Here is a 16,896-nt window from a genome sequence, read left to right on the forward strand (position 1 = left end):
TTTAGCTGGGCATTTTCTCTTTTTCAAAACTTAATTTTAATTTTAATTAATTATTCATAGTAAAAAATATAATATTATGTCCCAAAATAATTTTCCAAAGTTACATAATGCCACCTGGCCTGGAATTGTAGGAAAAGGGCCCGATTCCGAACCCATCATTTCTTTTGATGAGATGCTGGAAAATACTGCAAAAGCAGAAGTAGACGGCGTGAAGTTTGACGGGGTGGACATAGGTCTTTTTGACCCTCACATCGATCTGGAAATGGACGATGAGGGAGTGAAAAAGCTTGTGGAGAAGGTGTCTTCCTATAACCTTGAAATAGGCTCAGTGGTGGCACCGATTTGGGGAGGCCCTATTCTGGGTTCCAAAGAAGACCGTGCCACCTATCTGGATTTACTCGAAAAATCCTGCAAGTTGGCTTCCAAGCTGAGGGAGGCAGGTATCAGACCCAACGGTATAGTCAGGGTGGATACTGCAAGTAGTCCTGAGCAATGGGCCAAAGATCCCAAAGGCAGTCAGAAAATCATCGTGGAGACTTTTAAAGAGGCCTGCAAGATTGCCGAGAATTACGGAGAAAAATTGGCAGCAGAAGGGGAAATTTGCTGGGGAGGCATGCACAGCTGGAAAACCATGCTGGAAACCCTGGAATCTGTAGATAGCCCTTATCTGGGTTTTCAGGCCGATATGGCCCATACCTTGTTGTATACACTGGGCTATAATTACCCTGAGCACAGAATCCTTCCTGAGGGCTATGATTGGAAAGATAAATCTGTTTGGAAAGCAGCCTTGAAAGAGATGACCGACGCCTTGCGTCCCTGGACCATTGATTTTCACGTGGCTCAAAATGATGCGACCGTATTTGGTTCCGGTTCGCACGATAAAACAGGCCGGCATTGCCTGGCCAATGACCCGAATGGAAAATTGGATATTGCTGAGGATGCGGGATATTGGCTGCGTGATGAGAAAGGAAATCTTACCAAGGCCTTCAATCACATCTGCTGGGACGGTTGTATGTTTCCAAATGCCGTGATGAGTAAGCAGGATACCTGGAATAATATTCTGGCTGCCCTGATTCAGGTTCGTGAAGCACATGGCTGGAAAGCCTAAGTCTTTTATTTCGGAATGAATCTTTATTTTCCAACAAAAAAATTCAAACATGTCAGAAAAGAAGAAAATTAGAATAGGAATGATAGGCACGGGTCTGATGGGAAGGATCCACACCAACGGATACAAGAGATTGGGGGATTTTTTCCCTGAGTACGAATACCGACCTGTTTTGCAGGTTGCCTGCTCCAGAAGAGAGGATAAGATCAAAGCTTTTGCCGAACAGTGGGGATATGCTTCCTATGAGACGGATTGGAAAAAGGTAATTGAGCGGGATGATGTGGATGCAGTGGATATTTGTACACCCAATGACACCCATGCTGAAATTGCCATTGCGGCTGCAAAAGCCGGTAAAATGATATTGTGTGAAAAGCCTTTGGCAAGGACACTGGACGAAGCCAAGGCCATGGTGGAGGCCATAGAAAAAGCTGGCGTAAGAAATACTGTATGGTACAATTACCGCAGGGTGCCTGCGGTTACTTTGGCCAAGCAGGTGATTGACTCAGGAAAGCTGGGAAAAATATTTCATTACAGGGCCAATTTCCTTCAGGATTGGACCATAAGTCCGGATTTGCCACAAGGTGGAGATGCCCTGTGGAGGCTGGATGCGGATGCGGCAGGCTCCGGTGTAACCGGAGATTTGCTGGCCCACTGTATCGATACGGCAATGTGGCTTAATGGGGGGATCAAAGATGTGTCTGGAATGACTGAAACCTTTATCAAGGAAAGGGTTCATCAGGGAAGCGGTGAAAAGAAAAAAGTTAGCATCGATGATGCCTGTTCTTTTCATTGTCATTTTGATAATGGCTCCCTGGGCTTGTTTGAGGCAACCCGCTATGCAAGAGGCCATAAAGCACTCTATACTTTTGAGATCAATGGAGAGCATGCCTCAATCAGATGGGACCTGCATGATCTGAATCGATTAGAATATTTTGATCACGGGGATGAGTCAGTGGTCAGGGGCTGGCGTTCCATCCATGTAACAGACCATGACCAACCCTACATGGGCAGGTGGTGGATTCCGGGGACTTGTATAGGCTATGAGCATTCCTTCATCCATCAAGTGTCTGATTTCTTTAAAAGCCTGGAAAGCAATGATCCTTGCCCACCCACTTTTAAGGATGCCTATGAAACCCAGAAAGTCTGCCAGGCTGTTTTGGATTCTGCAGCGTCCAGAAGCTGGAAGGATACCGGTGTAGATTGGTAACACCTGGGAACATGCATTGACGTAAATTTAATCCGGGTCATGAATGGCCCGGATTTTTTGCCTTTTGCCCCTTGACTTTCTCCCGGTGTCAAAACAAAGTTGGTAAGAAGAAATTTGGGTTTTGAGAAGGATTGGGAGACAGTAGTGTTAGGCTAAGATACCCCGAAAGAAATATCAGATTGCCTGTAAGTTCAGGCTTGGCTTAACTCTGGAATCTATTGAAAATATGATTATTCTCATGATCAACTGAAGGAAATATAATAAGTGTTATATTTACAGAGAATTAAAATGAACGGTTTATGATGCTGCTCGCTACCATCAGACAATTTTTAATTAAAGTGCTATCTCAGTCTGCTCCCAGGGAGTCAATGAACTGGTTGGATGAGCAGGTAGTTAAGGTTACCGGTGCCAAAGGGAACATGAAGTTATTTCTGGCATTCAGTCAGGCGTCCAGGTATTTCTCCAAAGAAACTTTAGCGCTGGATGAGTCAGATCAAGCTACTGCCAGGGAAATCAGATCCGGTTTTCAGCCATCTTTCTGGACTACATTGCAAACGGCCAGAACCATTCTGGTACTGGAGGCAGTATCAGAAAAAAATGATGATTGGATACCGACTTTGGACAAATTGTTTGAATCGGCAGATATGCACGAATTGGAAGCGCTTTACGCAGCCCTTCCCTTATATCCATTTCCGGAAAAGCTTAAAAGGAGGGCTTCGGAGGGTCTCAGGACAAATATCACTTCTGTATTTGATGCCATTGCCCTTAATAATCCTTATCCCGCAGAATTTTTGGACGAGCCTGCCTGGAATCAATTGGTACTGAAAGCCATTTTCATGCAACGCCCCCTGTATAGAATAATGGGGGCAGATGCGAGAGCCAATATAAATCTGGCAAAGACTTTGGTGGATTATGTGCACGAACGTTGGTCAGCCGGCAGGAATGTCATGCCTGAATTATGGCGTTTTCTTTCCCCCTTTGCAGATCAGGAAATATTGGGGATGTTTGAAAAGGTATTAAAAGAAGGAAGTAAATTGGAACGCGAGGCGGTAACTTTGGCCTGTTTTCATTCAGAGCATGCCGGATGCAAAGAGCTATTGGACCGGTACCCTGATCATCTGGCCGCCATAAAGGAGGGTAGCCTGAACTGGGCAGCAGTAGGTGAATCCTACGATTTGGAAAGGTGATTTTCATCTGTATAGTACCGTTTCCCATAAAATTGTTCCGTTCATTTGTTATTGTTATGAATTGCATATAAAAAAGTTTAGGTTAGCAGGTAAAATTGAATCATTATGATGTATATCGATCCACACATACATGTGACCTCCAGGACAACTGATGACTATGAAGCCATGCAGAAAGCAGGCATAGTAGCTGTGATAGAACCGGCTTTCTGGCTGGGTCAGCCGAGGACGAAAGTGGGTAGTTTTCAGGATTATTTCAGCAGTCTGGTGGGTTGGGAACGATTCAGGGCCAAGCAGTTCGGTATTGTACATTACTGTACCATTGGCTTGAATTCAAAAGAAGCGAACAACGAGGCTCTTGCGGAAGAAGTTATGGAACTCCTGCCCTTATATGTGGGAAAAGAAGGAGTAGTGGCCATCGGTGAGATCGGATATGATGATCAGACAGCCGCAGAAGACAGGTTTTACCGGTTACAATTGGAATTGGCCAAGGAAGTGAACTTGCCGGTAATGATCCATACGCCCCACAGGGACAAGAAGAAAGGAACTGTCCGCAGTATGGATGTAAGTGAAGAGCATGGATTGGCTCCAAAAATGGTCATCGTTGACCACAATAATGAAGAAACCGTCAGGGAAGTTTTGGATAGGGGATACTGGGCTGCATTTACCATTTACCCGCATACCAAAATGGGAAGCGAACGAATGGTAGACATAGTAAAGCAGTACGGACCGGAAAGAATTATTGTAGACAGTGCCGCTGATTGGGGCATAAGTGATCCATTGGCAGTGCCCAAAACGGCAGCACTGATGAAAGAAAAAGGCATTCCTGAAGAGCATATACAGCTGACCTGTTACGGAAATGCCTTGAAGGCTTATGGTCAAAGCGGGCAAATGGAGGAAAAAGACTGGTTGGAAAAGGAACCCATTGACCAAACTAAAAAACATGGCGGGAATACAGTTTTACGGGGAGGGCAAAAGCCAAGAGTGGATAATGATTCCTCTAATATTATAGAGAATTAGCCAGTTGATGTCCAATATCATTGCCCACATCAGGCTCACCAGGCCTGCCAATATTATAACGGCCATTGCCGATATATTAGCCGGTGCGGCCATATCGGGTGGATTGATTTTTTATAGTAATGCTGTCGACTGGGGCAGCATTGGCTGGCTGGTGCTGTCTACCATCGGTCTTTACGGAGGGGGAGTGGCTTTCAATGATGTATTTGATGCGGAACTGGACAAGGTGGAGCGTCCGGAACGTCCCATTCCCAGTGGGAAAGCCAGTGTCAAAAGTGCAGGAGCAATGGCCTTATTGCTGCTTCTAATTGGTGTTTGGGCGGCCTGGCAGGTCAGCCAGCAGGCTGCTTTTCTGGCCCTTTCGGTAGCTGTTTTGGCAGTGGTTTACGATGCCTGGGGCAAACATCAATCTTTTCTGGGTCCCATTAACATGGGGCTTTGCAGGGCTGGAAACCTGCTATTGGGCATGAGTTTGGTTCAAGGCGCATGGAAAGAATTTTGGTTTATTGCTTTAATCCCCTTACTGTATGTTGCCGCCATTACTATGGTCAGCCGTGGAGAGGTTCACGGAAAAAACACCAGCGCCCTGAAAGGGGGAGCGTTCATATACGGAAGCATCATTTTATTTATTTTTGTTGTGGCTTATTTGTACAACGATCATTGGTGGGAAAGTTTGCCGTTTTTGGTCTTATTGGCTGCTTTTATTTTTCCTCCATTGCTTAAAGCATTGCAACATCAGGAGCCGGCCTTGATTGGGAAATCCGTAAAAGCTGCTGTTTTGTCGCTAATTATTGTCAACGCCACTTTGGCCGCTGCCTTTGCAGGATGGTTGGTGGCATTAACCATCCTGTTATTGTTGCCCATTTCCCTTCTGATGGCAAAGGCATTTGCGGTCACTTAATGAACCAAAACAGGGTTTTATTACTTATCTATAATGAAATGTAAAGTTCTCTTGAACTGTCAAAATAAAAATGAAAAAATTGGCAAATAAAACAATTGAGCAGGCTTTTAACGTTCCTTTCCGGTATCAGGTATTTTTTACAAAAGGTTTGTTTTCAACGGAGAATCAGCTTTTTGCTGAGCTGGTAAAAGGAGATAAGGTCCCCAAAGTCTTCTTTGTTTTGGATGAAGGTGTGGCCCGGCATCACCCCAAACTGATTGCAGAGATTGAGGATTATGCCCGGGGGCATACCGAAACCTTTACATTGTGCGCGGCACCTTTGGTGGTTCCGGGAGGAGAGCAGGTGAAAAACGACCAGCATTATTTTCAGGATGTTTTAAAAGCTACCCATACCTATGGCATTGACAGGCATTCCTATGTAGTCGGAATAGGGGGCGGAGCTTTATTGGACATGGTGGGCTTTGCTGCAGCCATAGCCCACAGAGGTATCAGGCATATCCGCATTCCTACCACCGTATTGTCTCAGAATGACTCGGGAGTGGGTGTGAAAAATGGCATCAATGCCTACGGAAAGAAAAACTACCTGGGTACATTTGCCCCTCCTTTTGCTGTGATCAATGACGCAGACTTCTTGCAGACTTTAGAGGAAAGAGATTGGCGCTCCGGGATTTCAGAAGCCCTGAAGGTTGCCTTGATCAAGGATGCATCCTTTTTTGTTTGGATAGAACAGCAGGCTGTGGACCTGATGGATAAAAGCCATTCCTCCATGGCAGAACTGATCTATCGTTGTGCGCAAATGCACCTGGATCATATTGCTTCCGGGGATCCTTTTGAAACAGGCTCTTCCAGGCCTTTGGATTTTGGGCACTGGGCAGCACATAAATTAGAACACCTGACCGATTATAAAATCAGGCATGGAGAGGCAGTGGCTGTAGGTATCGCCTTGGACACCACCTATTCTTTCCTTGCCGGGATGCTTTCTGAAAATGAGCTGAACAGGGTATTGGACCTCATCATCAAGTTGGGATTTGATTTGTATGTGCCTGAATTGTCAGGAGAGGCCCTTTTAAAAGGGTTGAATGAGTTTCGTGAGCACCTGGGAGGGGAGTTGACCATCATGCTGCTGGATAAAATTGGAACTGGCGTGGAGGTACATCAGATGGACCCTGCATTAATTTTCAAGGCAGTGGAAAAACTAAATCAATTACAAATGGACTATCAAAAAGCCTGATTGGTTTTTTAATTTTAACCAAGGAAATACCTGACCATGCAAATTTCAGATTACCACCTTACTTATTGCACCAATATTCACCCTGGAGAAAGCTGGGAAGCTACCTTCGAAAATTTAAAGTCGTATGTGCCCAAAATCAAGGATGGGCTTTCTATCGAAAAGCGCTTTGCCATAGGCTTGAGGTTATCGGATGAAGCCAGCAGGGAACTGCTGGAAAACAATGAATTACAGGTGTTCAAATCCTGGTTAAAGGCAAATAATTGTTATGTGTTTACCCTAAATGGTTTTCCCTATGGTGGTTTTCACAGGCAGGTGGTCAAAGATGAAGTGCATCAACCGGATTGGACCACCCAGGCACGAAAAGAGTATACCCTCCGGCTTTTCGATATTCTTTCCGTATTAATGCCAGAGGATATGGATGCCGGAATTTCCACTTCACCATTGAGCTACAAACACTGGCACAGTACTGAAACTGCCAGGAATGAAATCTTAGGCAAATCCTGCACCCAAATCCTGGAAGTGGTGGAGTACCTCTACAGCATCAAATTGAGTAAAAAGCAAATCCTTCATCTGGACATAGAACCAGAGCCGGATGGGATGATTGAAAATGCTTCCGGGGTCCATGAATTTTTTGATAAATGGCTGATTCCACAGGGCATTCCTATGCTGACAGCCAAATATGGTGTTTCCCCAAAGGAGGCCATGGATATCATTAAAGACCATGTCAGGGTTTGTTATGATGTGTGCCATTTCGCGGTGGCCTATGAGGACCATCGTACAGTTTTGGAAAATTTTAAAAAGGATGGGATCAAAATAGGCAAATTCCAACTCAGTGCTGCGCTGAAAATGGACATACCAGAGAAAATCAGTCAAAGAAGGCTGGTTGAAAAGGCTTTATTGCCTTTTGTTGAATCCACTTACCTACATCAGGTAATCGGCAGATCAGAAGGAGATGGGCTAAAGGCCTATCCCGACCTTCCAGATGCCTTATTGGGTTTGGCCGAGACACATGACCGGGAGTGGCGCATCCATTTCCATGTACCCGTATTTTTGCCCAGTTATGGCACCTTGCAATCCACCCAGGAGGATATTTTATCAGTACTGGATTTGAACAGCCAAAATCATTATTCAAGCCAATTGGAGGTGGAGACTTATACCTGGGAAGTACTGCCCGAGGACATCCATTTATCCCTGGACCAGTCTATTGTCAGAGAGCTGGATTGGGCGAAAAATCACGTCAAATGAAAAAAACAGTTGTACTTAATATCGTCGCGCTTTCTGCCAGAGTTCTTGGGGAGCACACTCCCTTCTTGAACGAATGGATAGGAAAGCGGAAGCAATCTGCCATCAAACCGGTTCTGCCTGCTGTGACTTGTTCCTCTCAGTCCGTTTATTTGACGGGTAAATGGCCTGAGGAGAACGGGATCGTGGGGAATGGTTGGTATTTTAAGGATGAATGTGAAATTAAGTTCTGGAGGCAATCCAATCATTTGGTGCAAACGCCGAAGATATGGGACGCTTTAAAAGCAGCCGATCCCAACTTCACCTGTGCAAATATGTTCTGGTGGTACAACATGTATTCTTCGGTGGATTATGCCGTTACCCCAAGGCCTTTGTATCCTTCAGATGGTAGAAAACTTCCCGATATACACAGTCAGCCTATGGATTTGAGGGACCGGTTACAAAATGAACTGGGCCAATTTCCTCTTTTTTCCTTTTGGGGACCTAATGCCAATATTGCCTCCTCCAAATGGATAGCTGAGGCCTCCATGAAAGTGGATGAATGGCATGACCCTACCCTAACCTTTATTTACCTGCCGCACCTCGACTATGGCTTGCAGAAATATGGGATAGACTTTGACCATATTGGCAAGGAATTGAAAGAAATTGATGCTTTGTGCGAGCGGTTGATCAATTATTATGAAAGCCAGGGAGCCGAGATCATTTTGCTATCCGAATATGCCATTACCTCAGTAAAACAACCCATTCATATCAACAGGGCCTTGAGAAAAGCGGGCTACATTCAAGTAAAGAATGAGCTGGGACTGGAAACCCTTGATGCCGGTACCAGCAAAGCATTTGCCGTATCAGATCACCAGATAGCTCATATTTACCTCAATGACCCGGCCGAAAAAGAAGCAGTAAAGAAATTGATGGAAGGGCTTCCGGGAGTCGAAAAAGTATTGGATAATGAAGGCAAGCAAGCCTATCATTTGAACCATGACAGGGCCGGGGATTTGGTGGCTGTTGCGGATAAGGATTCCTGGTTTACCTATTATTATTGGTTGGACGACCAAAAGGCTCCCGACTACGCCCGTACAGTGGATATCCACAGGAAGCCGGGATATGATCCGGTTGAAATGTTTGCCAATCCTGAGATCAAATTTTTAAAGGCCAAATTGGGATGGACCCTGTTGAAGAAAAAACTGGGCTTCAGGTATTTGATGGATGTGATTCCCCTGGATGCATCGTTGGTAAAGGGTTCCCATGGCAGGATCAGCGAAAGTGAGCTGGACTGGCCCGTATTGGTTACTTCCGGTAAGTCAGGGGAGGGTTTGGAAGAGGTTGACCCAACAGCTGTTTTCTCATTGATTTATGATCAGGTAATGGAAAAATGAGTTTTCACAACTGTTTTTATGCTTAAAATCCTTAATTTAGTAGAATGATGAGCAAAGCTTGGAAAAGGTTTTTTGGTATCAGTTCGGTGCTGTTTTTGTTGTTTGCCTATTGGCAGATCAACGATCCTGATCCGGAATGGTGGGTTCCGGTTTATATGATTGCAGCTATTTCAGCAGGTTTTGCCTTTTTTGGAAAATTCAATGTGAATATTTCGGTAATTTTAACCTTTACCTACCTCATCGCTGCAGTTTTCTTTTGGCCGGAAAACATCTTTTCCTGGATAGGTCAGGAATGGGAACAAAAAGACCTTTCCATGAAAACCCAGGGTATGGAAATCAACAGGGAATTTTTTGGGCTTGTAGTGGCAGCAGTGGTATTTGCTTTGGAGGCCATTATTGGCAGAAACAAGCGCCTATTAGAAAATCAGCATAAATCTAACAGTAAATCAACCATTGAATAATTTTAAAGGTTTTAACCAAAACCTTGTACACCTGTCAATTAATTAAGATGAAAAAATATGATGTAACAGGCATAGGAAATGCGCTTGTAGATATTGAATTTGAAGTAAGTGATACTTTTTTAGAACAAAATGGCATTGAAAAAGGAGTGATGACCCTTGTGGATGAGGAGCGGCAAGGGGCCCTGATGGCCACGATCAACACCAAGACCTCAAAACTACAATGTGGTGGATCAGCTGCCAACACCATCATTGCATTGAGTCAATTTGGAGGCAAGGCTTATTACTGCTGCAAGGTAGCCGAGGATGAACTAGGCAGGTTTTTTATGGATGATCTCCGTGAGTCGGGTGTCAGTCATAATCTGGACCCCTTTGAGCTCGAACAGGGAATTACCGGAAAGTGTTTGGTAATGGTAACTGCTGATGCAGAAAGGACCATGAATACTTTTTTAGGGATCACCCAAACTTTTTCCAATGCTCAGTTGAATCTGGAAGCCATTAAAAATTCCAAATACCTGTATATCGAGGGATATTTGATTACCTCTCCCGATGCCAGGGCTGCCATGATGCAAGCCAAAAAAATGGCACAGGAAAATGGAGTCAAAGTGGCCCTTACCTTTTCAGACCCTGCTATGGTAAAATATTTTGGTGAAGGTTTTAAGGAAGTGATTGGCAAAGGAGTTGATTTGCTTTTTGCCAATGAAGAAGAGGCCATGATCTATACTGGCAAGGATAATTTGTCTGAAGCAAGGGAGGCCATGAAAAAACTGGCGAAGCATTTTGTCATCACACAGGGAAAAAACGGTGCCATGATTTATGACGGAGACACCTTTATAGACATCGAACCTTACCCCACTGTAGCAGTGGACAGCAATGGTGCAGGAGACATGTTTGCAGGAGCCTTTCTTTACGGTATCACCAATGGCCACTCCTATGCTTCCAGCGGTAAATTGGCCAGCATGGCCTCCTCCAAAATTGTCAGCCAATTCGGTCCCCGCCTTGCCTGGGACGAGGCCGGCGAAATTCTTGATCGGCTTAGTCCGAAACAGACATAGGAATTAATAAGACACATGAGGCAACAGGTATTCACTGATAATCTTGTTTCTGTTATGTTCTCAAAAAAGTTGCTATTGTAGTCATTAATAGATAAATTGATCTGCATATTCGTAAACCCAAACCATTTTATCATGACAAATCAACTAAATTCAAAAAGTTCATTTAGATATGGCCTGCTTTTGTTGGCTATAGGCTGTTTCGTTTTCTTTCAGGCCGATGCTTTTGAAAAAGAAGGCGATGGAGAAGAAATAAGTGTTAGCGGAGAGGTTTTGGATCTTTCCTGCTTTATGGCAAGTGGTGCCAAAGGTGAAGGACATAAGGGCTGCGCAGAAAAATGCATGGCCAATGGCATGCCTATAGGTTTGCTCGGGTCAGATGGCAAAGTCTACCTCCTGGTAGAAGACCACAAGAATGCCAACCCGTATCAATCATTAAAGGAACTCGCAGCTGCTAATGTGGAGGTAACAGGTAATTATTTTGTCAGAAACGGCATGCCTGGTATTGTCATTAAGAAGGTATCTGAAAAGGGCTGATTTGGAAAAAACAATTGTATGAGAGTCCAGGGGCGGGAATATTTCCGCCCTTTTTTATTCCCCGTACACCACATGTGTAAAGGTATAATCGGTGCGAACCAGGCTGTCCTTTTCCGAGGGAAGGTATTGTAAATGAAAGATCACGCGGTTTAAGTCCAACGCATCATTGATAACTACCTGATAGGCTTGTTCACCGATTTTGGTAAGGACAAAATCAGGGTATTCGGGAAAATCAAATTCGATTTTTCCACTATAGTCCAATGGGAACAGGGCTTTTAAGTAGAATTTGTCCTCAAAAAGGAATGCATCCTGTATCTGTGGATAAAATTTATTGTTAATCCTTTTCCCGTTAACCAATAGGCTTTCAAATAAGGTTATTTTGTCTTTTAGGTGTTTTTGCCTGGTACTGTCCCCACTGTTGGTTTCCTGCCAGCCATTATCAATAGTTGGGGCTTTTTTTGTAGCCCTTACTTCGGTTTTTTCAGGCCCGGTTGATACCTTCTCCTCCTTTTCATTTTTATGGCCTGTGGAGCAGGCAATAAAAGCAGGCAATAAAAAAATAGATGCTATTTTAATAATAAAACTGATCATTCTTTTTTCCATGCCCGGGTCATTTCTTTTTTTCCGGGAGGGCCGGGAACCTCATCCAGCTCCATTTCCAATGTCAACAGATTTTTTTTGAGATGCCCTGCAGCACAGTAGGTAACAAATACGCCTTTTGGATTCATGCTTTCATGTATTTTTTTCAGCAGGGTATCCTCCCATAATTCAGGTTGCTTTTTGGGAGAAAAAGCATCAAAATAGACGATATCGGAAGGATACAGTTTTACATCCTGTAAGCTGATTTTTTCTTTCTTGATATTGAAATAATCCGTTAACGGCTTGCCGGAATCCCATTCCATTTGATGTAGCCGCTTGAAATACCCATTGTAATGCGTCAGGGTTTCATCCATCTGGGTAAAATTGAGTTCATTGTAAATCTCAGCTGGCAAGGGAAAAGGCTCTATGGTATGGTAGAGAACGGGTACCTGATTTTGTTCTGCCCAAATGAGGGTCAGCCAGGCGTTTAGTCCTGTGCCAAAGCCTACTTCAAAAATACGGATGGGAAATTTTCCGCGATTTCTTGCATACCAGGCTTCCAGTCCGTAAAGTAGGAACACATGTATGGACTCCCTGTAGGCTCCATGAGAGGAGTGGTAGCTTTCGTTAATTTCGGGTAGATAAACAGAATGTGAGCCGTCTTCTGTGGTAATGATTTTGGGTGCTTTGTCAGTCATTGTTTTTTAATTATGGATGGATCAATGCCACACAATAGGCGGAGACCCCTTCTTCCCTGCCTACAAAGCCCAGCCTTTCAGTCGTGGTGGCTTTGATGGATATCTGGCCTTCTGAAACATTCATGACTTCGGCCAAACAGGCTTTCATTTCCGGGATAAAAGGATTGATTTTGGGTAATTGGAGACAAAGTGTAACATCCAGGTTTCCCAGTTGATACCCGTTTTTTTTCAGCAACTCCATGACCTGTTTCAATAACAATTTGCTGTCTATACCCTTATATTGGGGGTCCTGGTCAGAAAAGTGATATCCTATATCCCTAAGATTGGCTGCACCGAGAAGGGCATCACATATCACATGAATCACCACATCTGCATCAGAATGCCCTGTTGCCCCTTTTTCATGGGGTACTTGTATACCCCCCAGCCAAAAAGCAGCTCCATCTTTTAGCTGATGGACATCATATCCGAACCCTACACGGAAAGCACTCATAGCTCAAGTTTTTATAGTTTCAAATTTATTCATAGTGTCAGGTCAAAGTTACTCCTGGCATTTGTAATAAACCACAGCCGCGGAATTATCATTGAGGTAGGTTTTGGCAGCTTCTTGAATTTTTTCCCCTGAAATCCCCATTTTTTTGTCATACTCCTCATTGATCAGAGATGGATTTCCCAAATAGGCATAATACGCCAGTCGCATGGCCCTGCCCAATAAAGACACGGATTCATAGGTTTTCATGGCCTCAGTCTGGTTTTTGATTTTTTGCAATACCTGATCCGGGATACCTTTAAGTTTGAAATCATCCAAAACTTTTTCCAGAGCCATTTCACCCTGCTCCGCCGATACCCCTTTTTCCAGTTTCCCGGTAACAACCAACAATCCTGGATCAATGTTTCCCAGGACATAGGCCTGACAACTGGCAAAAACAGAACCACCCTTTACCAGTTTTTGCTCCAGTACTGCTGACCTGCCGAAACTCAAAGCATCTGTAATAAGGTCGCATGACAAGTAACCATCCTGTAACCTTCCCGGAATGCGGTACACTTTATACAAGGCCTCAGTGGGTACCTTTCCAAAGACTTCCTTGCTCTTTTTTCCCTGCTGCAGGGGCTCTGATATCGGGGCCACCACAGACTGTTTTCCTGTGGGGATCTCCCCAAACCAATGTTCCACCCGCTCACGCATTGATTCAAATTTCACCTTTCCGGCAATGCAAAGAACAGCATTGTCTGGGGTATAGTGATTTTGATAAAATGCAAACAGGTCATTTTTTTCAAATTGCTCAATATCTTCAATTTTTTCTCCAATGGTCGGCCAGCGGTAGGCATGTTGTTCATAGGCCAGGCTGCGCAGGTGGTGCATGGCATTTCCGTAGGGTTGGTTCAGGTACCTTTGCTTAAACTCTTCAATGACCACCTGTTTTTGGGTATTGATATGCTTGTCTTTCAGACTCAGGTGCAGCATGCGGTCGGATTCCAGCCACAAAGCAGTTTCCAGGTTGACAGCGGGTAATGTGATGTAATAGTTGGTAATGTCTGTATTGGTGAAGGCATTGCTTGAACCACCTACCCTTTCCAGCGCACTGTCAAATGCCGGAATATTTTGTGACCCTGCAAACATGAGGTGCTCAAAATAATGGGCAAGTCCGGTTTTGCCCACCTTTTCATTTCTGGAACCTACCTTGTACAGCAGGTTGACAACCGCCATTTCAGAGGAGGGGTCTTCATGAACCAGTACCTGCAGGCCATTGTCTAAAACAAATTCCTTATAGTCGATCATAATATGGGGTCAAAAGTAATCAATTCCCCTCCCCTTTTCCTATACTATTAGATAGATTCTCCCTTATAACCCGATTTTTCAAGTGCCTTTTTTATGGTTTCAGGATCCACATTACCCTGAACGGTAAGGATTCGATCCGGGGATTTTAAGTCCACTTCCCAGTGTTCAGCCGGGAGGCTGTCCATGGCTGGTTTGATGGTAGCCACACAAGCGGCACATTTGACGTTGGTTTTTAGTTTGATTGAATTTTCCATAATCTATTTATTGTGTTTGGTGTTTGAATTTTAATCTCAGGCTGTTGCTTACTACCGATACCGAACTCAAAGCCATGGCCGCACCAGCAATCATCGGATTGAGCAGAAATCCTGAAAAGGGATACAACAGGCCAGCTGCCAGGGGAATGCCGATAATATTGTAAACAAAAGCCCAGAAAAGGTTTTGCCTGATCGTATTTACGGTGTCCTTGCTTAAATGAAGGAGTTTTGGGATGTCCATCAAGCTGGAATGCATGAGTGTGGCTTTTGCAGTTTCCATGGCAATATCTGTACCTGTACCCATGGCAATGCCCAGGTCTGCCAAAACCAGTGCCTCACTGTCATTGATACCATCCCCTGCCATCGCAACGACATGGCCCTGACTTTTAAGTTCCTGTATGTATTTACCTTTATCTTCAGGGAGCATGCCACTTTTAAATTTTTTAATGCCCACAGCACTTGCGACAGCTGCAGCAGTTTTTTCCTGGTCTCCGGTTAGCATATGTACCGTAATTCCCATCTTCTGAATGGCGGCAATGGCCTTTTTAGATTCTTCCTTGATTTGATCAGCTATTGCAACAATTCCTACCAGGTTATTGTCTACCGCCATATAAACCACAATATCCCCCATCTCCAACATTTGTTCTCCTGCCTGAATCAAGGGCTTGTCGTTGGCTATACCCTCCGATGTCAGCCATTTTAAGGTTCCGATCCGGTAAATTTTACCTTCATGAACTGCCTGGACTCCCTTTCCTGTGGCGGATTGAAAATTCGTTAATGGCAATTGGGTTTTTGGGGACTGGAAGTGCTGGGCGATGGCAGCTGCCAGGGGGTGTTCACTTTTAGATTCCAGGGCTTGAAAAATCAGTTGATGCCTATTTTCCTCCCCTCCATTGCCCCAAATTACTTCTTTTACTTTGGGTGTACCCCTGGTAATGGTTCCGGTTTTGTCAAGTATCAGTACATCTGTCTTTTTGCCGGTTTCCAGGCTTTCGGCATCTTTGATCAGAATGCCCATGGAAGCCGCTTTGCCAATACCTACCATGATAGCCGTAGGTGTTGCCAGGCCCAACGCACAGGGACAGGCAATGACCAGCACAGTAATAGCCGAAAGCATACCCCGAAGTGCGGCATCATCTATACCACTAAAAGTCCAGACAAGAAAGGTAATGAGCGCCACTATCAAAACCGAAGGTACAAAAACCGCAGTAACTTTATCTACCATTTTCTGTATCGGCGCTTTGCTTCCCTGAGCTTGTTTTACCCTCGAAATGATCGAAGCCAACAGGGTGTCGGCCGCAGTTTTTGTTATTTTAAATTGCAAACTCCCCTTTTGATTGATGGTGCCGGCAAAAACAGTTTCTCCATCATGCTTTGCTACAGGAATGGGTTCTCCGGTAAGCATGCTTTCATCCACAAAGGATTCCCCCCCCGTTACCAGGCCATCCAATGGGATTTTCTGCCCGGGTTTTACCAACACGATTTCTCCCATACCTGCATCGCTTACCGGGGATAAGATTTCTTTTCCATCTTTGATCAGGATCAATTCTTTGGGTTGTAAACCGATCAATTTTTTTAAAGCTTCGGAGGTACCCGCTTTGGCACCGGATTCGAGCAGACGTCCTAATAAGATGAAAAAAACGATAACTGCAGCCGTCTCAAAATATACATGAGGCTCCAGCCCGCGGTTTTCCAGCCATTGGGGAAAGAAAGTGTTGAATGTGCTGTAAATGTAGGCTATTCCTGTGCTGAGAGCCACCAGGGTGTCCATATTGGCCTTTTTGGCCTTACTTTGCTTATATGCATTGATGAAAAACGATTTTCCAAAAACGAATAATACCGGCGTAGTCAGGGCCCACATGATCCAATTGCCGTAGGGCAGGCTCATCCAAAACATGCCAATGATAAAAACAGGGAAAGCAAGGATTCCGGCTGCTATGGTATTTTTTCGGAGCTGCTTGTGAGCCAATTTTTGCAGTTCTTCCGCATGCTCCTTTTCCTGAAGCGCTATCAACAATTCATAGCCAATGTCCTGAACGTTTTTCCTGGCCTGGGATAGATCGGCACTGTCTTCATCCAGGACAAGGGTAGCTGCCTGAGTAGCGTAATTGACTGTGGCGGACTTAATTCCAGGACTTTGCTTAAGTGTGGACTCAATACTTAGTGCGCAGGCCGCACAGCTCATTCCCGATACGGGTACTTCTATGGTTTTCATCTTTGTGCTATCATCTGGATTTAAGCCCAAAACTACATGGAATTGACAGGTACCTGTTATATA

Annotated in this window: 17 protein-coding genes; 11 read left to right on the forward strand and 6 right to left on the reverse strand. The window is 44.5% G+C overall.

All coding sequences use genetic code 11. From position 1 onward, the window contains the following. The first annotated feature begins 76 nt into the window (after window positions 1-76). From HUJ21_RS21600 to HUJ21_RS21650, 11 genes are all read left to right on the forward strand, one after another. Window positions 77-1,108: a TIM barrel protein gene (locus HUJ21_RS21600; RefSeq protein ID WP_291372747.1), complete on the forward strand. Its 1,032-nt coding sequence runs from the start codon at window positions 77-79 to the stop codon at window positions 1,106-1,108. A gap of 49 nt (window positions 1,109-1,157) precedes the next feature. Continuing rightward, window positions 1,158-2,312, forward strand: a complete 1,155-nt coding sequence (locus HUJ21_RS21605; protein ID WP_166145970.1) for a Gfo/Idh/MocA family oxidoreductase — start codon at window positions 1,158-1,160, stop codon at window positions 2,310-2,312. A 299-nt stretch (window positions 2,313-2,611) separates the two neighbouring features. Continuing rightward, the gene (locus tag HUJ21_RS21610) at window positions 2,612-3,499 is read left to right on the forward strand and encodes an EboA domain-containing protein (RefSeq protein ID WP_291372748.1); all 888 of its coding nucleotides are present in this window, start codon (window positions 2,612-2,614) and stop codon (window positions 3,497-3,499) included. A 105-nt stretch (window positions 3,500-3,604) separates the two neighbouring features. After that, window positions 3,605-4,516 (forward strand): TatD family hydrolase, encoded by a 912-nt coding sequence (locus HUJ21_RS21615; protein WP_291372749.1) that lies wholly within the window; start codon window positions 3,605-3,607, stop codon window positions 4,514-4,516. A gap of 7 nt (window positions 4,517-4,523) precedes the next feature. Beyond that, window positions 4,524-5,414 carry a UbiA-like protein EboC gene (gene eboC / locus HUJ21_RS21620; protein WP_291372750.1) on the forward strand — a complete coding sequence of 297 codons (891 nt, stop codon included), beginning with the start codon at window positions 4,524-4,526 and terminating at the stop codon, window positions 5,412-5,414. Window positions 5,415-5,484: 70 nt separating this feature from the next. After that, the gene (locus HUJ21_RS21625) at window positions 5,485-6,645 is read left to right on the forward strand and encodes a 3-dehydroquinate synthase (RefSeq protein WP_291372752.1); all 1,161 of its coding nucleotides are present in this window, start codon (window positions 5,485-5,487) and stop codon (window positions 6,643-6,645) included. Between the two features lie 36 nt (window positions 6,646-6,681). Further along, on the forward strand, window positions 6,682-7,890 hold the full coding sequence (eboE, locus tag HUJ21_RS21630; protein ID WP_291372754.1) for a metabolite traffic protein EboE: 1,209 nt from the start codon (window positions 6,682-6,684) through the stop codon (window positions 7,888-7,890). Then, on the forward strand, window positions 7,887-9,263 hold the full coding sequence (locus tag HUJ21_RS21635; RefSeq protein ID WP_291372756.1) for a nucleotide pyrophosphatase/phosphodiesterase family protein: 1,377 nt from the start codon (window positions 7,887-7,889) through the stop codon (window positions 9,261-9,263). The genes eboE and HUJ21_RS21635 overlap by 4 nt, the downstream gene beginning before the upstream one ends. A 44-nt stretch (window positions 9,264-9,307) precedes the next feature. Continuing rightward, entirely contained in the window at window positions 9,308-9,724 is a 417-nt protein-coding gene (locus tag HUJ21_RS21640; RefSeq protein WP_291372758.1) for a transmembrane 220 family protein, read from the forward strand. A 47-nt stretch (window positions 9,725-9,771) separates the two neighbouring features. Beyond that, window positions 9,772-10,776 carry an adenosine kinase gene (locus HUJ21_RS21645; protein WP_291372759.1) on the forward strand — a complete coding sequence of 335 codons (1,005 nt, stop codon included), beginning with the start codon at window positions 9,772-9,774 and terminating at the stop codon, window positions 10,774-10,776. A 132-nt stretch (window positions 10,777-10,908) separates the two neighbouring features. Further along, entirely contained in the window at window positions 10,909-11,310 is a 402-nt protein-coding gene (locus HUJ21_RS21650) for a hypothetical protein (RefSeq protein WP_291372773.1), read from the forward strand. Between the two features lie 54 nt (window positions 11,311-11,364). Here the strand turns inward: HUJ21_RS21650 and HUJ21_RS21655 are convergent, their stop codons facing one another. The 6 genes from HUJ21_RS21655 to HUJ21_RS21680 are packed head-to-tail and all read right to left on the reverse strand — an operon-like array spanning window position 11,365 to window position 16,833. Beyond that, window positions 11,365-11,913 carry a hypothetical protein gene (locus tag HUJ21_RS21655; protein WP_291372775.1) on the reverse strand — a complete coding sequence of 183 codons (549 nt, stop codon included), beginning with the start codon at window positions 11,911-11,913 and terminating at the stop codon, window positions 11,365-11,367. Continuing rightward, window positions 11,898-12,587: a tRNA (5-methylaminomethyl-2-thiouridine)(34)-methyltransferase MnmD gene (gene mnmD / locus HUJ21_RS21660; protein WP_291372777.1), complete on the reverse strand. Its 690-nt coding sequence runs from the start codon at window positions 12,585-12,587 to the stop codon at window positions 11,898-11,900. Before mnmD ends, HUJ21_RS21655 begins: the two co-directional genes overlap by 16 nt. Before the next feature lie 10 nt (window positions 12,588-12,597). Continuing rightward, window positions 12,598-13,077 (reverse strand): 2-C-methyl-D-erythritol 2,4-cyclodiphosphate synthase, encoded by a 480-nt coding sequence (gene ispF / locus HUJ21_RS21665; protein ID WP_291372779.1) that lies wholly within the window; start codon window positions 13,075-13,077, stop codon window positions 12,598-12,600. A gap of 48 nt (window positions 13,078-13,125) precedes the next feature. Next, entirely contained in the window at window positions 13,126-14,364 is a 1,239-nt protein-coding gene (locus HUJ21_RS21670) for a pitrilysin family protein (RefSeq protein WP_291372781.1), read from the reverse strand. Window positions 14,365-14,411: 47 nt separating this feature from the next. After that, complete coding sequence (locus HUJ21_RS21675; RefSeq protein ID WP_291372782.1) at window positions 14,412-14,618, reverse strand: heavy metal-associated domain-containing protein; 207 nt, start codon at window positions 14,616-14,618, stop codon at window positions 14,412-14,414. Window positions 14,619-14,625: 7 nt separating this feature from the next. After that, window positions 14,626-16,833, reverse strand: a complete 2,208-nt coding sequence (locus tag HUJ21_RS21680) for a heavy metal translocating P-type ATPase (RefSeq protein ID WP_291372783.1) — start codon at window positions 16,831-16,833, stop codon at window positions 14,626-14,628. Between the last annotated feature and the right edge of the window lie 63 nt (window positions 16,834-16,896).

Source organism: Cyclobacterium sp., from assembly GCF_014762705.1.
Taxonomy (GTDB): domain Bacteria; phylum Bacteroidota; class Bacteroidia; order Cytophagales; family Cyclobacteriaceae; genus Cyclobacterium.